Annotated in this window: 16 protein-coding genes; 12 read left to right on the top strand and 4 right to left on the bottom strand. The window is 66.0% G+C overall.

Features of this window, described 5'->3' with window-relative positions:
* Window positions 1–8 precede the first annotated feature (8 nt).
* From ccoO to ccoS, 7 genes are all read left to right on the top strand, one after another.
* Window positions 9–743 (top strand): cytochrome-c oxidase, cbb3-type subunit II, encoded by a 735-nt coding sequence (gene ccoO, locus ACQR1D_RS30330; protein ID WP_434839716.1) that lies wholly within the window; start codon window positions 9–11, stop codon window positions 741–743.
* An 18-nt stretch (window positions 744–761) separates the two neighbouring features.
* Window positions 762–926 (top strand): cbb3-type cytochrome oxidase subunit 3, encoded by a 165-nt coding sequence (locus ACQR1D_RS30325; protein WP_315802497.1) that lies wholly within the window; start codon window positions 762–764, stop codon window positions 924–926.
* Between the two features lie 6 nt (window positions 927–932).
* Window positions 933–1,805, top strand: coding sequence for a cytochrome-c oxidase, cbb3-type subunit III (gene ccoP / locus ACQR1D_RS30320; protein WP_315802498.1), 873 nt, complete (start codon window positions 933–935; stop codon window positions 1,803–1,805).
* A gap of 111 nt (window positions 1,806–1,916) precedes the next feature.
* Window positions 1,917–3,398 carry a cytochrome c oxidase accessory protein CcoG gene (gene ccoG / locus ACQR1D_RS30315; RefSeq protein ID WP_316183543.1) on the top strand — a complete coding sequence of 494 codons (1,482 nt, stop codon included), beginning with the start codon at window positions 1,917–1,919 and terminating at the stop codon, window positions 3,396–3,398.
* Window positions 3,399–3,415: 17 nt separating this feature from the next.
* Complete coding sequence (locus ACQR1D_RS30310; RefSeq protein ID WP_316218366.1) at window positions 3,416–3,916, top strand: FixH family protein; 501 nt, start codon at window positions 3,416–3,418, stop codon at window positions 3,914–3,916.
* Window positions 3,917–3,929: 13 nt separating this feature from the next.
* Window positions 3,930–6,131, top strand: a complete 2,202-nt coding sequence (locus ACQR1D_RS30305) for a cation-translocating P-type ATPase (RefSeq protein ID WP_434839715.1) — start codon at window positions 3,930–3,932, stop codon at window positions 6,129–6,131.
* Window positions 6,122–6,307: a cbb3-type cytochrome oxidase assembly protein CcoS gene (gene ccoS / locus ACQR1D_RS30300; RefSeq protein WP_315802502.1), complete on the top strand. Its 186-nt coding sequence runs from the start codon at window positions 6,122–6,124 to the stop codon at window positions 6,305–6,307. The genes ACQR1D_RS30305 and ccoS overlap by 10 nt, the downstream gene beginning before the upstream one ends.
* Here the strand turns inward: ccoS and ACQR1D_RS30295 are convergent.
* A complete protein-coding gene (locus tag ACQR1D_RS30295) occupies window positions 6,277–7,506 on the bottom strand; it encodes an MFS transporter (protein WP_434894255.1) in 1,230 nt (409 codons plus the stop codon). The two genes, ccoS and ACQR1D_RS30295, sit on opposite strands and share 31 nt — an antisense overlap.
* Window positions 7,507–7,599: 93 nt before the next feature.
* Complete coding sequence (locus tag ACQR1D_RS30290) at window positions 7,600–8,085, bottom strand: cupin domain-containing protein (RefSeq protein ID WP_434894259.1); 486 nt, start codon at window positions 8,083–8,085, stop codon at window positions 7,600–7,602.
* Window positions 8,086–8,329: 244 nt separating this feature from the next.
* Here ACQR1D_RS30290 and ACQR1D_RS30285 point away from each other — a divergent pair, with 244 nt between their 5' ends.
* Together ACQR1D_RS30285 and ACQR1D_RS30280 are read left to right on the top strand one after the other, a co-directional pair.
* On the top strand, window positions 8,330–8,611 hold the full coding sequence (locus ACQR1D_RS30285; protein WP_316183496.1) for a hypothetical protein: 282 nt from the start codon (window positions 8,330–8,332) through the stop codon (window positions 8,609–8,611).
* Between the two features lie 85 nt (window positions 8,612–8,696).
* The gene (locus ACQR1D_RS30280) at window positions 8,697–9,416 is read left to right on the top strand and encodes a peroxiredoxin-like family protein (protein ID WP_434894254.1); all 720 of its coding nucleotides are present in this window, start codon (window positions 8,697–8,699) and stop codon (window positions 9,414–9,416) included.
* Here the strand turns inward: ACQR1D_RS30280 and ACQR1D_RS30275 are convergent.
* Window positions 9,404–10,300 carry a LysR substrate-binding domain-containing protein gene (locus ACQR1D_RS30275; protein ID WP_434894253.1) on the bottom strand — a complete coding sequence of 299 codons (897 nt, stop codon included), beginning with the start codon at window positions 10,298–10,300 and terminating at the stop codon, window positions 9,404–9,406. The two genes, ACQR1D_RS30280 and ACQR1D_RS30275, sit on opposite strands and share 13 nt — an antisense overlap.
* Before the next feature lie 185 nt (window positions 10,301–10,485).
* On the opposite strand from ACQR1D_RS30275, the gene ACQR1D_RS30270 reads away from it, so the two are divergent.
* The 3 genes from ACQR1D_RS30270 to ACQR1D_RS30260 all read left to right on the top strand — a co-directional run bounded on the left by ACQR1D_RS30270 (window position 10,486) and on the right by ACQR1D_RS30260 (window position 14,901).
* The gene (locus ACQR1D_RS30270) at window positions 10,486–11,307 is read left to right on the top strand and encodes a 3-hydroxybutyrate dehydrogenase (RefSeq protein WP_434894252.1); all 822 of its coding nucleotides are present in this window, start codon (window positions 10,486–10,488) and stop codon (window positions 11,305–11,307) included.
* Window positions 11,308–11,383: 76 nt separating this feature from the next.
* Window positions 11,384–12,538 (top strand): patatin-like phospholipase family protein, encoded by a 1,155-nt coding sequence (locus tag ACQR1D_RS30265; RefSeq protein ID WP_434894251.1) that lies wholly within the window; start codon window positions 11,384–11,386, stop codon window positions 12,536–12,538.
* A gap of 239 nt (window positions 12,539–12,777) precedes the next feature.
* Window positions 12,778–14,901, top strand: coding sequence for a methyl-accepting chemotaxis protein (locus ACQR1D_RS30260; RefSeq protein WP_434894250.1), 2,124 nt, complete (start codon window positions 12,778–12,780; stop codon window positions 14,899–14,901).
* 164 nt (window positions 14,902–15,065) lie between these two features.
* On the opposite strand, the gene glgA is transcribed toward ACQR1D_RS30260, so the two are convergent.
* A complete protein-coding gene (gene glgA, locus ACQR1D_RS30255; protein ID WP_434839710.1) occupies window positions 15,066–16,481 on the bottom strand; it encodes a glycogen synthase GlgA in 1,416 nt (471 codons plus the stop codon).
* Window positions 16,482–16,739 lie beyond the last annotated feature (258 nt).

Below are 16,739 nucleotides of genomic sequence, written 5' to 3'. Positions count from 1 at the left end.
AACCAATCATGTCTTTCTGGCAACGACACCAAGTCTTCGAGAAGAACTCGATCATCCTGGTCATCGGCATCCTGCTGGTGGTCGCGATCGGCGGCCTCGTCGAGATCACTCCGCTCTTCTACTTGAAGAGCACGATCGAGGCGGTCGACGGCGTCAGGCCCTACACGCCGCTCGAGCTGGCCGGCCGCAACATCTATGTCCGCGAGGGGTGCTATCTCTGCCACTCGCAGATGATTCGTCCGCTGCGCGACGAAGTGGAGCGTTACGGCCACTTCTCGCTCGCCGCGGAGAGCATGTACGACCACCCGTTCCAGTGGGGCTCCAAGCGCACGGGGCCTGACCTCGCCCGCGTCGGCAACAAGTACTCCGACGATTGGCATGTCACCCATCTGACCAACCCGCGCGCCATCGTTCCGCAGTCGATCATGCCCGGCTATCCCTTCCTGAAGGAGACCGAGCTCGACGCGGACAACATCGCCGACCATCTGAAGACGCTGCGGATGGTTGGGGTGCCCTACACCGACGACCAGATCGCCAACGCCGCCGCCGACCTCAAGGCGCAGGTCGATCCGGACGGTGCCGGCGCGGATGCGCTGGTCAAGCGCTATCCGAAGGCGGTGGTGCGCAACTTCGACGGCAAGGCGGGTGCGCCGACTGAAATGGATGCGCTGGTGGCCTACTTGCAGATGCTCGGCACGCTGGTGGACTTCAAGATCTACAACGAAAAAGCCAATTTGCGCTGAGATCGAGAGGCGAGCATCATGAAGCCCATCATTGCAGTGGAAAACATCGCGTCGTCACTCGTGACGACGCTGTGGACCCCGATCTTCGTCGCGATTTTCCTCGCGATCGTGACCTATGCCCTCTGGCCTCGCAACAAGGCCGCTTTCGACGAGGCGGCGAGCATGCCGTTGCGGGAGGAGTAATTCATCATGGCTGACCACAACGAAGTTGACAGCGTCACGGGCACGGCCACGACCGGCCACGTCTGGGACGGCATCAAGGAGCTCAACACCCCGCTGCCGCGGTGGTGGGTGATCACCTTCTACATCACCATCGTCTGGGCGATCGGCTACTGGATCGTGTATCCGGCCTGGCCGCTGATCTCCAGCAACACGCAAGGCATGTTCGGCTACTCGTCCCGTGCGGACGTGGCGGTCGAGCTTGCCAATCTCGAGAAGATCCGCGGCGCCAAGATGGCCGCGCTCGCGACGGCCTCGCTCGCCGACATCGAGAAGGATCCGGCGATGCTTGCCCTGGCGCGTGCCAAGGGCAAGACCGTGTTCGGCGACAACTGCGCCGCCTGCCACGGTACCGGCGCGGCCGGTGCGAAGGGCTTCCCGAACCTGAACGACGACGACTGGCTGTGGGGCGGCTCGCTGGAGCAGATCCAGCAGACCCTGCTGTACGGCGTGCGCTCGGGGCACCCGAAGACCCGCGAGGGCCAGATGCTCGCCTTCGGCAAGGACGGTGTCCTGAAGCCGGCGGAAATCATCACGGTCGCCAACTACGTCCGCGAGCTGGCGGGCCTGCCGACCCGGCCGGGCTATGACGCCAAGGCCGGCGCCAAGATCTTCGCCGAGAACTGCGCGGCCTGCCATGGCGACAACGCCAAGGGCAATCCGGAGCTCGGCGCGCCGAACCTCACGGACAAGATCTGGCTGTACGGCTCCGACGAGGCGACCTTGATCGAGACCATCACCAACGGTCGCGCCGGTGTCATGCCGGCCTGGGAGGGCCGTCTCGACCCGACCACGATCAAGGCGATGGCGGTCTATGTCCACTCGCTGGGCGGCGGAAAGTAACGGAAATCCAACGGAACTTTCCCTTCAATTGAGCTGGATCAACTGAGCGGCCGGAGGTGGACATACCTTCGGCCGCAACTGCGAGAAGACCCCAGCCATGATCCGCCAGCCATGAACCAGACGGTAAAACCGGACGACCTGCAGCCCCAAGATCTGCAACAGGTGGACGATTACGGTCCGCTCTATGCTGCGCACAAGAAGGTCTATCCGCAGAGCGTCTCGGGCACTTTCCGCCGGATCAAATGGGGCCTGATGGGCTTCTGTCTCGGCGTCTATTATTTCCTGCCGTTCGTGCGCTGGAATCGCGGCCTCGGCGCGCCCGACCAGGCGGTGCTGATCGACTTCCCGAACCACCGCTTCTATTTCTTCTTCATCGAGCTGTGGCCGCAGGAGGTGTACTACTTCACCGGCCTCCTGATCATCGCCGCCATCGGCCTGTTCCTGATGAACGCGATCGGCGGCCGCATCTGGTGCGGCTATCTGTGCCCGCAGACAGTGTGGACCGACCTGTTCTATGCCGTCGAGCGCCTGATCGAGGGCGACCGCCGGGAGCGCATGAAGAAGGATGCCTCCGGCGACCCGATGAAGCTGGAGCGGATTTCGGAGCTCGTGCTCAAGCATTCGATCTGGCTGATGATCGCGTGGTGGACCGGCGGCGCCTGGGTGCTGTATTTCAGCGATGCGCCAACGCTCGTGAAGGATCTCGTCACCTTCCAGGGGCCGATGCTCGCCTATGTCTGGATCGCGATCCTGACCGCGACGACCTACACGCTCGCCGGCTTCATGCGCGAGCAGGTCTGCGTTTATATGTGCCCGTGGCCGCGCATCCAGGCGGCGCTGACCGACGAATGGGCGCTCAACGTCACCTACCGCTATGACCGCGGCGAGAGCCGCATGTCGGTCAAGAAGGCCGCCGAATTGCGCGCGCTCGGCCAGCCTGCCGGCGACTGCATCGATTGCAAGCAATGCGTGGCGGTGTGCCCGACCGGCATCGACATCCGCGACGGCGCCCAGATGGACTGCATCCAGTGCGGCCTCTGCATCGACGCCTGCGATACCGTCATGACCAAGATCGGCCGCCCGACGCGGCTGATCGGCTATGACAACGACATCAACATTCATCGCCGACAGGAAGGCAAGCCGCCGATCTACAAGCTCGTGCGCCCGCGGACCATTGTCTATGCCGCGATCATCGCCGTGGTCGGCGGTGCCATGGTCTACAAGCTCGCGACCCGGTCGCTGCTCGAGGTCAACGTGCTGCACGATCGCAACCCGATCGCGATCAAGCTGTCCGACGGCTCGATCCGCAATGCCTATACGGTGCGCGTCCTCAACAAGCACGGCTTCGATCGCGTCATCGCCATCGACATCGAAGGGCCGGCCAACGCCGCCGTCCACGTCGTCGGCGCCGATTCCGTGACCCCGGACCGGCCGATGATCGTGATCGGACGCGACCAGACCGAGGAGCTGCGCCTGCTGGTGACCGCGCCCGAAGAGAGCAATCCCGAGAAGTCGATTCCGGTGAAGTTCCATGTGACGGATATCGGTCTCGGCGTCGTCGCCTCCGCCACCGACAATTTCGTCAGCCCGTAGAGCAAGGGAGCCCGTCAATGGCCAGCCGTTCCAATCCTTCCTTCCAGCTGACCGGAGGCATGGTGCTCGCGATGCTTCTCGCCTTCTTCGGGACGGTGATCGGCGTCAACGTCTACATGATGACGGCGGCGATCTCGACCCTGCCAGGCACCGAGGTCGACAGCGCCTACAGCGCCAGCCTCGGCTACGAGAACGAGATCGCGGCGGCGCGCGCCCAGGAGGCGCGGCGCTGGCAGGTCGAGGCGCATATCGAGCGCGGCGCAGGCGGTGCGGCGGTGGTGCAGGTCAACGCACGCGATGCGAGCGGCAATCCGCTGTCTGGCCTGACCTTCCAGGGCCGGCTCGAGCGTCCGGCCGACAAGCGCGCCGACCAGGAGGTCGCGCTGGCCGAGATCGGCGGCGGCATCTATCGCGGCACCGCGGAGGCGATCGCGCCGGGCCAGTGGGACCTCGTGCTCGAAGGCGATTCCAGCGGCCGCCGCCTGTTCCTGTCGAAGAACCGCGTGCTGCTGAACTGAAGGACGTCCGATCATGCATGTGACGCGTGACTTCTCCCATTACGTCAAGGATCTCGGCGCCGGCCTGAAGCACATCGACCTCGCGGTCGAGGGTGTCAGCTGCGCCGGCTGCATGGCCAAGATCGAGCGCGGCCTCTCCGCGCTGCCCGACGTGACGCTCGCGCGCGTCAATCTCACCGACCGCCGTGTCGCGCTGGAATGGAAGCAGGGCACCCTCGATCCAGCCAGGTTCATCGATCGCCTCGCCGAGCTCGGCTACAAGGCCTATCCGTTCGAGAAGGCGAGCGCCGAGGCCACCGAGGCGGAGGAATCGCGCTTCCTGCTGCGCTGTCTCGGCGTCGCCGCGTTCGCGACCATGAACGTGATGATGCTGTCGATCCCGGTGTGGTCCGGCAACGGCAGCGACATGCTGCCCGAGCAGCGCGACTTCTTCCACTGGCTGTCGGCCGTGATCGCGCTGCCGGCCGCGGCCTATGCCGGCCAGCCGTTTTTCCGCTCGGCGTGGCGCGCCTTGAAGACCGGCAACGTCAACATGGATGTGCCGATCTGCATCGGCGTGATCCTGGCCTTGGGCATGTCGATCGTCGAGACGTTTCATCACGCCGAGCACGCCTATTTCGACGCCGCGATCATGCTGCTGACCTTTCTGCTGGTCGGCCGCTATCTCGACCAGAGCATGCGGCGGAGGACCCGCGCGGTCGCCGGCAATCTCGCCGCGCTGAAGGCGGAGACCGCGACCAAGTTCATCGGTCCCGACGAGATTTCGGAGGTGCCGGTCGCCGCCGTCCGCGCCGGCGATCTGGTGCTGCTGCGGCCCGGCGAGCGCTGCGCCGTCGACGGTGTCGTGGTCGAGGGCCGCTCCGAGATCGACCAGAGCCTGATCACCGGCGAGACGCTGTACGTACCGGCCGAGCAGGGGACCGCCGTCTATGCCGGTTCGCTCAACATTTCCGGCACGCTGCGTGTCCGGGTTTCCGCCGCCGCCGAGGGCACCTTGCTCGCCGAGATCACGCGCCTGCTCGACAACGCGCTGCAGGCGCGCTCGCGCTACATGCGCCTCGCCGACCGCGCCTCGCGGCTCTATGCGCCGGTCGTGCACGCGACGGCGGCGCTCACCGTGCTCGGCTGGGTGCTGATGGGCGCGAGCTGGCACGATGCCATCGTCACCGGCATCGCGGTGCTGATCATCACCTGTCCCTGCGCCCTCGGGCTTGCGATTCCCACCGTGCAGACGGTGGCGTCGGGCGCGATGTTCAAGTCCGGCGTGCTGCTCAATGCGGGCGATGCGATCGAGCGCCTCGCCGAGGCCGATCACGTCATCTTCGACAAGACCGGCACCTTGACGCTGCCGGAGCTCGAGGTCGTCAACGCCGCCGACATTCCTGCAGATGTGTTCGCGCTGGCCGGCCAGCTCGCGCTGTCGAGCCATCATCCGGTGGCCGCGGCGGTGGCCCAGGCCGCCAATGCGCGGTCGCCGCTGATGGGCGCGGTCGAGGAGCCGGGCCAGGGTGTCCGCGCCGTCGTCGACGGCGTCGAGATCAGGCTGGGACGTCCGGCCTTCTGTGGCGCCGAGGCGCTGGTTGCGCAGACCAAGGGCGTCGATCCCGAGGCCTCGGTGGTGGCCTTCAGCCGCGGCGATAGCAGGTACCTGTTCTCGGTGCGCCAGGGCCTGCGCCCTGACGCCGCCAAGATCGTCGCCGGCCTGCAGCGGCGCGGCATCAAGGTCGAGATCCTCTCGGGCGATCGCGAGGCGGCGGTGGCCGCGGCCGCCAAGGCGCTCGGCATCGGCGCGTGGCGCGCGGGCGTCACGCCGGCCGACAAGATCGCTGTTATCGAGGAGCTGAAGCGCGCGGGCGTCAAGGTCATGATGGTCGGCGACGGCATGAACGACGCGCCGTCGCTCGCCGCCGCGCACGTCTCGATGTCGCCGATCTCGGCCGCGCATCTGAGCCAGGCCACCGCCGATCTCGTCTTCCTCGGTCGTCCCCTGGCGCCGGTGCTGGCCGCGATCGACTACGCGCGCAAGGCGCTGCATCTGATGCGGCAGAATCTATGGCTCGCAGTCGGCTACAACGTCCTGGCGGTGCCGCTTGCGATCAGCGGCGTCGTCACCCCGCTGATCGCGGCAGCCGCGATGTCCGGCTCCTCGATCATCGTCATGCTGAATGCGCTACGTGCCCGCAAGGTGGCCGGGGAGGCCGCGTCATGGAAGTGATGATCATTCTCGTCCCGCTCGCTCTGGCGCTCGGCCTGGCCGGCCTGGTCGGCTTTCTCTGGTCGCTAAAGAGCGGCCAGTATGAGGATCTCGAAGGGGCGGCCTGGCGCGCCATCGCCGACGACGATGAGCAGGCCCCGCCGTCTCAGCCCGAGCCGGCGCCGAGCCGGTCCTGAGCGTCCGGCGGCGTCAACCAGCGCGCCAGGTATCCCGCGATCCCCAGCGCGGCGGCGATGCCTGCGACGCAGGCCGTCCAGCCGAACCGGTCGAACAACTGCCCGAGCACGGCCGTGCCGACGATGCCGCCGGCGAAATAGCTGGCGAGGTAGAGTCCGCTGGCGACACCCTGATCGTGCGTGGCGGCCTTTCCGACGAAGCCTGTGGTCACGGCCTGGGCGAAGAACGTGCCCGCGCCGACCAGCACCATGCCGGCGAGCACCGCCCCGAGCCGTGACGACAGCATCAGGACGAGGCCGAGGCCTGCGGTCGCGAGTGCGCCCCAGATCGCGCCCTGTGTGCCAATCCTTGCGACCGTCCGGCCGGCGAGCAGCGTGGTGACGATCGAGGGCAGGAAGACGAAATACACCACTCCGACCTCCATCATGCCGAGCGACAGCGGCGGCCGCACCAGCACGAAGTTCACGAAGGTGAAGGCGCCGATGAAGGCGAATAGGACGCAGAAGCCGACGCCGAAGGCCGCGCGCAGGCGGCGGTCGCGCAGGTGATCGGCGATGGCCCCGCCGCGCAGCCGCATCGTTCCCTGCGCACGCATGGCCGCGCCTCCGACCGCGAATGCGGCGAGAAGGGCACCGCAGACATTGAGCGCGGCGAAGACGTAGAAGGTCGGCTTGAGGCCCAGGGCACCGGTGAGACCGGCCGAGAGCAGGCGCCCGACCAGATTGCTGGCGACGTTGCCGGTGATATAGGCCGCGAAGGCGCCGCCGGCCTCGCTGGCGGTGCACTGCTCGCCGAGATAGGCCAGGGTGAGGGCGAACGCCGAGGCCATGCACAGGCCCTGCAGGATGCGCAAGCCTGCGAAGACGGCCAGGTCGGGCGCGCTGCCGAGCAAGGCGGTGAAGCCGGCGAGCAGGGCAAGGCTGGCGACGATGCCGATCCGGCGATCGATCAGCGGGCTGAGCAGACCGGTAACAAGGCTCGCGATCGCCATTCCCAGCGTGCAGGCGTTGACGGCAAGTCCCATCTCGGCCGCGCTGACCTGATAGTAGCGCGCGAGGACCGGCAGCATCGCCTGCGCCGCGAACAGATCGACGAGGCTGAAAAAGGCGAGCAGGCCGACCACGACCGCGCGCCGCGCCGCCGTTCGTGCATTCACATTGCCGGCTCCAATCGGCAACCGTGCGGACAGATCCGTCATGGCAATCTCCTCGGCTCGACGGCGCAACGCGGCCGTATCCGGATCGCCTGCCTGAAGGGGGCGATCCGAAGGCGGCCGGCGGAGGCGCGCGATCTACATGTTGTGATCGTGCGGATCCTTGCGAACGTCGCCGACATAGAGGATGACCGTCTCCTTGCCGTCGTTCTTCCACCAATGCGACGTGCCGAACACCTCGGCTCTCAGATCGCCGGCCTTGTGCAGGATCGGCTCGGCGCAGTTGCTGGCATATTCGACGATCTCGCCCTGCTGAACGAAGATCAGCGCCGGGCGATCGTCATGGCTGTGCCACGGCACGATGCCGCCGGGCGCGATGGTCAGCTTGCGGAAGCGCAACTCGCGGTCCTTGATATTGGCGGGCTGCTTGGCGAGATCGATCGCGCCAAGCGTGACGTCGGTAACGCCGACCGCCTTGACGTCGGCTTTCTCACGCGCGCCGGCCTTGATCTTGTCGGCCGGACACTCGCCGGCGCGGGCGCCGGACGCCGCGATCACCGTCGCAGCAACGGCCAGGACGAAAGCAGCGCTCAGGCGGCGCGCGCGTATAGCTGCGATCTGCATCAACATGTCATTGTCTCCTCTGATGGAACAGCGGCCCGCGCCGAGCGGGCATCGCGAGGCGCACCATCGGGGAGCAGAGGACATGATGGAAATGCATCCTTTCTCTGGAGCCGATAGACCGCCGCTATCGATAGGCGGACGCTATCCTCGCGATTGGACAACGGCATTTCTCAAGCAGAGCAGGTCGCGCTTGTAATGCGAACGCCCGATGACGGGCGACAGCATTCATGAGGAGGAGATATCCATGACCCGCCTGTCCAAGACCTTGATCGCCGCGGCCGTCGTCGCGGTCTCTGCCACCGCAGCCATCGCGCAAGGCGGCCTCGATCTCGCGCCCGGCATGGCCTATGTCTACAGCGCCGGCAAGACGAGCATGATGACGATGGCTACCGGCGACGCCAATCATCGGGCCATGATGCGCCACGCCAGGAAGGTGCCGAACAACACCGTGTTCTTCATGAGCGACGGGCAGCTCTATTCCGCGTCCGGCATGCTCGATCCCACCGGCAATTTCTACCGGCCCTGAGCGCGACAGCCGGGCAGGCCGCCCTTGTGGTCGGCTTGCCCGGGAAACTATCATGGTTGGGGTCCTGAACCTGCCGGAGCAGCTCATGACAGTGCTTTCACCCGCGGATGCCGAGCGGCTCAGACAGGCCTTCCTGCAATGCAGGGAGATGCAGGGCACCCTGCGGCAGCAGCTCGAGGCCTATGCCGCTGCGGGTCGCGAGATCTTTCCGGCCTACGCATCCGCCGTCGACCGCCTGGTCGCTCGGCTCGGAGAAAACGGCGGCGGCGAGACTGCGCCGCGGCCCGGTGAGACGATGCCGCCATTCGTCCTGCCCGATGAGGCTGGTCGGCTGGTGAGCCTGCAATCCTGCCTCGTCCGAGGGCCGGTCGCCGTGATGTTCTTCCGCGGCCATTGGTGCCCCTATTGCCGGCTCAACGTTCGCGCGGTGATCAAGGCGCAGGAGCGCATCGACGCCGCGGGCGGCGCGATCGTCGCGATCATGCCGGAGCTGCAGGCGTTCACGCAGCAGTTCAAATCGGACGCCGGCGCCACCTTCCCTGTGTTGACTGATCTCGACAACGGCTATGCCTTGTCGCTCAACCTCGCGATCTGGCTTGGTCGTGAGATCCAGCAACTACTGGCGCACCAGGACCTGGCGAGCTTCCACGGCAATGACGGCTGGGTGTTGCCCATTCCGGCGGCCTTCGTGGTCGGGCGTGACGGCCTCGTGAAAGCGCGCTTCGTCGATCCTGATTTCCGCAAGCGGATGGAGATCGACGATCTGGTCGAAGCGCTTCGCCAGGCCGCAGCTCAGGACAGCTGAGCGAGCCATTCCTGCCAGTTCCTGCCGCGCAGCATGCGCATCACGGTCGAGGCAACCGCCGTGCGTTCACGGCCAGCAACGCCGTAGAGATGAACGGTGCGCCGCACGTCGAGTCCGTCGACGGTGGCCCGGTGCAGGGTCTCCGGCAGCGTGGTCGTTTGCGGCACCACACCGATGCCGACTCCGGCTTCCATCAGCGCGATCAGGTCGCGTTCGGAGTGGACATCATGAGTTCGTCCGAGGTCGACGCCGCGTTCGCGGAGCAGCGTGCGCAACCTGTCCGCATGTTCGCAATAGTTGCGGCACAGCAACGCGTCACCGCCCAGATCATCGATCGCGATCGGATCCTGCCCGGCCAGCCGGTGCCGGCTGCTCACGGCGAGCGCGAAGTCCTCCGTGAAGAGAGGCCAGACATCCAGCCGATCCCAGGTCTCGTCGATCTCCGAGGCGATGCCGAGCTCCGCTTCGCCGTTCTTCAGATGCTCTGCGATCATGCGGCTGCTGCCGCGTAGAAACCTGAGCTCGAGCTGGTTGAACTGGCGCTGCAGCTGATCGAGCAGCGGAATCAGCAGCGCAAGGTCGACCGAGTCGGCGAGCGCGATGCGGAGCGTGCCGAGCTCTCCGCTCTTGAAGGACGAGGCGAGGGTTCGCGCGCCGACGGCAGCCTCGTAGCATTGTTTCAGCAGTGGATGCATGCGCTGGCCGAGCTCGGTGAGTTGCGCGGCCGGCCGCTCACGCCGGAACAAGTCGCCGCCGAGCTCGGCTTCGAGCTGCTTGATCGCACGCGTCAGCGACGGCTGCGTCACGTTGCATTCCTCGGCCGCGCGCGTGAAGTGCAGCAACCGGGCAACGGCAAGAAAATACCGAACCTGATGCATTTCCATCGAGGTGCTCCGTTCGATCGGGCCGACGTCCCCGGGTGCAATATCCTACCAAGCGAGGCTTGGCACCAGCGATTGCGATAGCGAGCACCTATCGTGTGGCGAGCCAAACGGCATTTCCATTGGTCATGGCGGCCCGGCAATTTGTGCAGGCACGGGGCTCAACTGCTCGGGACGAAAGCGACGCCATGGCTGGAGATTCACTGAAAACCAAATCCACGTTACCTCCGCTCTCCGGCAGGGTGGCGGTGATCACCGGCTCGACCAGCGGCATCGGTCTGGGGATTGCGCAGGCACTTGCCGGTGCCGGGGCGCACGTCATGCTGAACGGCTTCGGAGCTCCCGAGGAGATCGGCCGCATCAGGTCGCAGATCGCTGCGGAGTTCGGTGTTCGCACCGGCTATGCTGCGGCCGACATGACGCAGCCGGAAGCGATCGCATGCATGATGGCGGACACCCTGCAGGAATTTGGCCGTATCGACATCCTGGTCAACAACGCGGGCATCCAACACGTCGCGCCGCTCGAGCAGTTTCCCGTCGAAAAGTGGGACGCCATCGTTGCCATCAATCTCTCGTCGGCGTTCCACACGATGCGGCTGGCGCTGCCGTCGATGCGGCGGAATGGCTTCGGTCGCATCATCAACATAGCCTCCGCGCACGGCCTCGTCGCGTCGCCGTTCAAATCGGCCTATGTCGCTGCCAAGCACGGCATCATCGGCCTGACCAAGGTCGCGGCGCTGGAGGCGGCCGAGATCGGCATCACCTGCAATGCGATCTGTCCAGGCTACGTCTACACGCCGCTGGTCGAGGCGCAGATCGACGGACAGGCCAGGGCGCACGGCATCTCCCGCGATCAGGTCATCCGCGATGTCCTGCTGGCGCAACAGCCGAACAAGCGCTTTGCAACGGTGGAGGAGATCGGTGCGCTCGCCGTCTTTCTCGCCAGCGATGCCGCCGCATCGATCACCGGGGTTGCCCTGCCGGTCGATGGTGGTTGGACCGCACATTGACGGTTGGGCGATGTAACAGCGACGGGAAAACTGCGAACAGGACAATGCATCAGGAGGGAGACATGAGGAGGGAGACATGGCCGACGTCGACGACACGATGTGCGCGATGATCGATCGCGGCAGGCTGCCCGGGCAGGTGGTTCTCGTCCTGCAGGGCGGTGGTGCGCTCGGTTCATACCAGGCCGGCGTCTATCAGGCGCTGCACGAGGCTGGTCTGGAGCCGGACTGGGTGATCGGGACATCGATTGGCGCCATCAATGCCGCTCTCATCGCCGGCAGCCCGGTGCAGGAGCGCATGACGCGGCTGCGGGAGTTCTGGAAGCGGATGCACCGCCCGCCCGCCTGGACGGTTCGCACCGCCTTTCCGGATTTCAACGAGCGGCTGTCCTATTGGACGACCGTGACGCATGGGATTCCGGGCTTCTTCCGTCCCAACGCCCTGGCGCATGCCGGGGAGTCCTACCCGCTCGGTGCCGAGCAGGCCGGCTACTATTCGACCGCTCCGCTGCGCGAAACGCTGCAGGAACTCGTCGACTTCGATCGTCTCAACAGTGGCGGTCTACGCCTCACGGTCGGGGCGGCGCACGTCAGGACGAGCCGGATGCGCTATTTCGACAGCCGCAACGAGGTGCTGGATGTCCGCCACATCCTGGCGTCGGGCGCGCTGCCTCCCGCGTTTCCGGCAGTTCGCATCGATGGCGAACTGTATTGGGACGGCGGCATCCTGTCGAACACGCCGACCGAGGTCGTGTTCGACGACAATCCGCGAAAGGACTCGCTGATCTTCGCCGTGCATCTGTGGAATCCCGAGGGAGCCGAGCCGACGACCATGGCGGAGGTGTTCAACCGGCACAAGGACGCGCAATATTCGAGCCGAATCTCGAGCCATATCGCGCGCCAGCAGCAGACGCATCGGCTGCGGCATATCATCAATCAGCTTGCGGTTCATTTGCCGGAGTCGGCCCGCAATGATCCGGCGATCCGCGATCTTGTCAGTCACGGTTGCCAGACGCGGATGCATGTCGTCCGGCTGCTGGCCCCGCAACTCGCTCGCGAGAGCCATACCAAGGATATCGATTTCACCGAGCGAGGCATCATCGCGCGCTGGACTGCGGGCTATCAGCACACGCGATCGGTCCTGCATCGCAGGCCCTGGTCGGGCGAGCACGATCCGCTCTCCGGCGTGGTGTTGCACGATCCCTCGGTGACGCTCGCAGCGGCTGCGGAGTAGAGAGGCCGATGAGCCGAGTCGATCCGATTGGTGCGGTATCTCGGCATTCCGATACCGCTCGGATCGGCTCGGTTTAAGGGATTAGTCGCCATTCGTTGTTAATCATTATGGCGCGGCAGCATCGCCGCGATTCTTGTTTGCCGACCGCACGGGGACGTCGCCGGAGGCCGCTGCGCCAGCGCGTATCGGTCGATGCGAGCGTGACCGGCCGGGCAGCGATACTTGATTGGGAACGGCCGATGTCCGAGCGCGCGGTGCTGCAGAATGAGACGATCAAGCCGGAGACCGGTGCGGTCAGTCTCAAATGGAAAATTCTTGCCGGCAATCTGCTGACCGGCTTCTTCGCGATGGCCTTCGCCTTTGCGCTCGCATGGAGCGGGTGGGGCGACTTGCGCAAGCGCGAGCGGGCGGAGCAGGTTCTGGACGCCTTCGAGCTGGCACTGAAGGTCAATGCGCAGATCCCGCTCGAGCGCGGCCAGTGGAATCTGCTCGCGGCGGCCGGGTCCGCCTCGGCGGATGATGTCGCCAAGCTCGACAAGGCCATCGCCACGACGGACGAGTCGCTGGCACGGGCCAAGACCGCCGCGCAGGTTGCAGGCCTGCCGACCACCAACATCGATGCCGCAGCGACGACACTGCGTGGCGTCCGTTCGGCGGCGCGCAACGCTGTACCGCTTCCGGCCGCGCAACGTCCGGCGAACATCCAGGCGACGACCACGGATGGCCTCGGTCGGGCGGCCGAGTCCCTGAATGCCGCCATCGACGAGACCGCGATCGAGCTGTCGGGGGCCGGCGGCGAGGTCGAGAACCTGTTGCCTTCGGCCCAGCTTGCGCAACTGTCGCAATCGATGCGCACGATCAACGGCGCGCGCTCCGCCGTGCTGCGCTTCTTCATCCAGAACGTCAGCTGGACCCCGGCGCGTCTTGCCGAGGTGACCGAGCAGAGCGGACAGGTGACCCTGCTGTGGCAGCAGATCGAGCTCGCGGCGCGCAGCGTTCGCAATACGCCGGAGGTGTCCGCCGCGCTGGAGCATGTGCGCACGACCCTGATGGGTGCTGGCGAACAGCGCTACCGTCAGATCGTCGCGGCGGGGCGCGACGGACAGCCGTCGCCGGTCACGGCTGAGGAGTGGGGCCGCTGGACCACGCCGATGCTGAACAACGTCATCGTGCTGCGCGATGCGGCGCTGAAGTCCGCGCATCAGGCCATCGATCAGGCGATCGGCGCGGCGCGGCTGCGGCTGTTCATCGCGCTCGGCGTTCTGCTGCTGGTGGCGATCGTGTCGGTCGCCGTGGTCATCGGTGTCGTCCGCGGCGTCATCGGCCCGCTGGTCGGACTGACCGGCGTGACCCTGCGCCTCGCCAATGGCGAGCTGAGCGCCGACATTCCCAACGAGTCCCGCAAGGACGAGATCGGCGCGATGGCGCGCGCCCTGAAGATCTTCAAGGACGCGCTGATCGCCAAGAAGGCTTCGGACGAGGCCGCGCAGCGCGACGCGCAGGCGCAGATCGATCGGGCCCGGCGGCTGGATGCGCTGACGCGCAACTTCGAGTCGACGATCGCCGACATCGTCAACACCGTGTCGTCGGCGGCCTCGGGCCTCGAAACGTCGGCGGATATGCTGACAAACACCGCTAGCCGCTCGCAGGAGCTCAGCACGGTGGTGGCGGCTGCGTCGGAGGAAGCGTCCGCCAACGTTCAGTCGGTCGCCTCCGCCACCGAGGAGCTCTCCTCGTCGGTGACCGAGATCAGCCGTCAGGTCCAGGCGTCGGCCCGCATGGCCGGCGACGCCGTGCAGCAGGTGCGCCAGACCAATGGGCGCGTCGCCGAGTTGTCGCAGGCCGCAGCCCGCATCGGCGACGTCGTCGAGCTCATCAACAGCATTGCCGGACAGACCAATCTCCTCGCACTCAACGCCACCATCGAGGCGGCGCGCGCCGGCGACGCCGGCCGCGGTTTCGCGGTGGTCGCGACCGAGGTGAAGGCGCTCGCGGAACAGACGGCGAAGGCGACCGAGGAGATCTCACAGCAGATCTCGGGCGTGCAGGCCGCGACGCAGGAATCGGTGAATTCGATCCAGGCGATCAGCTCGACGATCGAGCGGCTCGCCGAGATCGGAGCAGCCATTGCGGCGGCGGTCGAAGAGCAGGGCGCGGCAACGCAGGAAATCTCGCGCAACGTGCAGCAGGCGGCCCACGGCACCCAGCAGGTCTCGTCCAACATCACGGACGTGCAGCGCGGCGCCTCGCAGACCGGCTCGGCCTCCGCCGAGGTGCTGTCGTCGGCCAAGTCGCTGGCTGGAGATTCCAACCGCCTCAAGCGGGAGGTCGGCAGCTTCCTGGAAGCGGTCCGGGCGGCGTAAGAAGCCAGCCTTTCAAGCGCCCATGAAAAAGCCCGGACGATGTCCGGGCTTTTGTTATTTGGCCGTAGCCTCGATGAGCGCAGCGATATCCGGGGTCTGCTCCGAACGTTGAAATCATCCCGCATGTCGCTCCGCTCATGCGGGCTACGACAGCCGGTCCCGGCTTAAGACGCCAGCATCTTCCGGTACAGCGCGTTGTAGCAGGCGGCCGACAGGTTCCAACTGAATGAGCGTGCCATCGCCGACAGCCGCATCTCGTTCAGCCGTTCGGTGCTGGTGAACGCTGAAAACGCGCGCTTCACCCCGCCGAGGAAGGATTCCGCCGACGGCTTCTCGAACAGGAATCCGGTCTCGCCATCTGTGATGGTCTCGGCGAGGCCGCCGGTCTGGTGACCGATCGGCAGCGAGCCGAAGCGCTGGGCATACATCTGGCTCAGGCCGCATGGCTCGAAGCGCGACGGCATCAGGGTGAAGTCGCTGCCGGCGAAGATGCGCCGCGCCTGCGCATCGTTGAAGCCGATGGCGACCCCGATCGCGTCCGGCCGGCGGCGGTGGGCCTCCATCAGGGCGCGCTCGATGGCCGGCTCGCCGGTGCCGGTGACCACGATCTGGCCGCCGGCGCCGACGATCTCATCGGCGGCTTCCAGCACCAGGTCGATGCCCTTCTGATGAACGAGGCGCGCGACGATGCCGAACATCGGACCGCGCGACACGGCCAGCCCGAACTGCTTGCGGACGTAGTCGGCGTTGGCCTTCTTGCCCTTCCAGTCGCCCGCGGCGAAGGGCTGCGCCAGCTTCTGGCAGTAGCGGGGATCCCAGCTCTCGTCGATGCCGTTGAGAATGCCGGTCAGCTCATGGGCATTGGAGCGCTGCCGGAGCAGGCCCTCCAGCCCGCAGCCGAGCTCGGGCGTCGTGATCTCCTGGGCATAGGTCGAGCTGACCGTGGTGAGATGCGACGCATAGACCAGACCGCCCTTGAGAAAGGACAGTTTGTCGTAGAACTCCAGACCGTCGATGTGGAACGAGGATTCCGGAGCGCCGATCCGGCGCAGCGACTCCCGCGGGAACAGGCCCTGATAGGCGAGGTTGTGGATGGTCAGGATCGACGGCACGTCGACCCCGCGCCACGCCAGATAGGCCGGCACCAATGCGGCCTGCCAATCATTGGCGTGGACCAGATCGGCTGCCCAGTTCCTGTCCAGCGTGCCCGCTGCGAGCTCGGCGGCGGCGGCGGCGAGACGGCCGAAACGGATGTCGTTGTCCGCCCAGTCCTGCCCGTTCTCGTCGCCATAGGGGTTGCCCGGCCGGTCATAAAGCTCGTCGCAGAGCAGGACGTAGACCGGCAGGCCATCGCGGGTCGACGACCGTCCCAGTGCGCAGCCCGGCATCTCTGCCAGAGGCGCACATTGGCCGACGATCTCGATGCGGGTGAGTTGCTCGATCACGTCCCGGTAGCCGGGCAGCATGATCCTGACGTCGGTATGTGAGCGCAGTGCCCGGGGAAGTGCCGCCGAAACGGCAGCCAGTCCGCCCACCCGGACGAAATCGTCCATTTCGGTCGTAACGAACAGAACCCGCAAGAGATGTCCTCGATCAAGCCCCATGTTCGTCCTATGCAAGAAAAGGTCCAAATTCAGTCATGAAGAAAAGCGTTGCCGCATTGCGGCGAAAGGCCAAACGCTTTCGACATCGAATGGTTCGATCTAGAAACGACCTGCACGACGATCGATGGCTTACGCTTTGTGAATCGGCGACGGCAAAGCGGAGCCTCGGCCTCGGTGCCGAGCGAGAAGAGTTCAAACCAGGGAGCTGCCAGGGTGAGTCTAGTGGGAAACGAT

The organism is Bradyrhizobium sp. HKCCYLRH2047 (genome assembly GCF_051168175.1).
Taxonomy (GTDB): Bacteria; Pseudomonadota; Alphaproteobacteria; order Rhizobiales; family Xanthobacteraceae; genus Bradyrhizobium.
Note: the sequence above shows the minus strand (reverse complement) of the source record. Positions and strands in the feature narration are given on the sequence as shown.

Excerpts from the sequence above, each read along its gene's own strand:
- ccoS (WP_315802502.1), top strand. The coding sequence starts at position 6,122 with ATGGAAGTGATGATCATTCTCGTCCCGCTCGCTCTGGCGCTCGGCCTG.
- ACQR1D_RS30270 (WP_434894252.1), top strand. The coding sequence starts at position 10,486 with ATGGCTGGAGATTCACTGAAAACCAAATCCACGTTACCTCCGCTCTCC.
- ACQR1D_RS30310 (WP_316218366.1), top strand. The coding sequence starts at position 3,416 with ATGGCCAGCCGTTCCAATCCTTCCTTCCAGCTGACCGGAGGCATGGTG.
- ccoG (WP_316183543.1), top strand. The coding sequence starts at position 1,917 with ATGAACCAGACGGTAAAACCGGACGACCTGCAGCCCCAAGATCTGCAA.
- ccoO (WP_434839716.1), top strand. The coding sequence starts at position 9 with ATGTCTTTCTGGCAACGACACCAAGTCTTCGAGAAGAACTCGATCATC.
- ACQR1D_RS30280 (WP_434894254.1), top strand. The coding sequence starts at position 8,697 with ATGACAGTGCTTTCACCCGCGGATGCCGAGCGGCTCAGACAGGCCTTC.
- ACQR1D_RS30295 (WP_434894255.1), bottom strand. The coding sequence starts at position 7,506 with ATGACGGATCTGTCCGCACGGTTGCCGATTGGAGCCGGCAATGTGAAT.
- ACQR1D_RS30285 (WP_316183496.1), top strand. The coding sequence starts at position 8,330 with ATGACCCGCCTGTCCAAGACCTTGATCGCCGCGGCCGTCGTCGCGGTC.
- ACQR1D_RS30325 (WP_315802497.1), top strand. The coding sequence starts at position 762 with ATGAAGCCCATCATTGCAGTGGAAAACATCGCGTCGTCACTCGTGACG.
- ACQR1D_RS30265 (WP_434894251.1), top strand. The coding sequence starts at position 11,384 with ATGGCCGACGTCGACGACACGATGTGCGCGATGATCGATCGCGGCAGG.
- ACQR1D_RS30260 (WP_434894250.1), top strand. The coding sequence starts at position 12,778 with ATGTCCGAGCGCGCGGTGCTGCAGAATGAGACGATCAAGCCGGAGACC.
- ccoP (WP_315802498.1), top strand. The coding sequence starts at position 933 with ATGGCTGACCACAACGAAGTTGACAGCGTCACGGGCACGGCCACGACC.
- ACQR1D_RS30275 (WP_434894253.1), bottom strand. The coding sequence starts at position 10,300 with ATGGAAATGCATCAGGTTCGGTATTTTCTTGCCGTTGCCCGGTTGCTG.
- ACQR1D_RS30290 (WP_434894259.1), bottom strand. The coding sequence starts at position 8,085 with ATGCAGATCGCAGCTATACGCGCGCGCCGCCTGAGCGCTGCTTTCGTC.
- ACQR1D_RS30305 (WP_434839715.1), top strand. The coding sequence starts at position 3,930 with ATGCATGTGACGCGTGACTTCTCCCATTACGTCAAGGATCTCGGCGCC.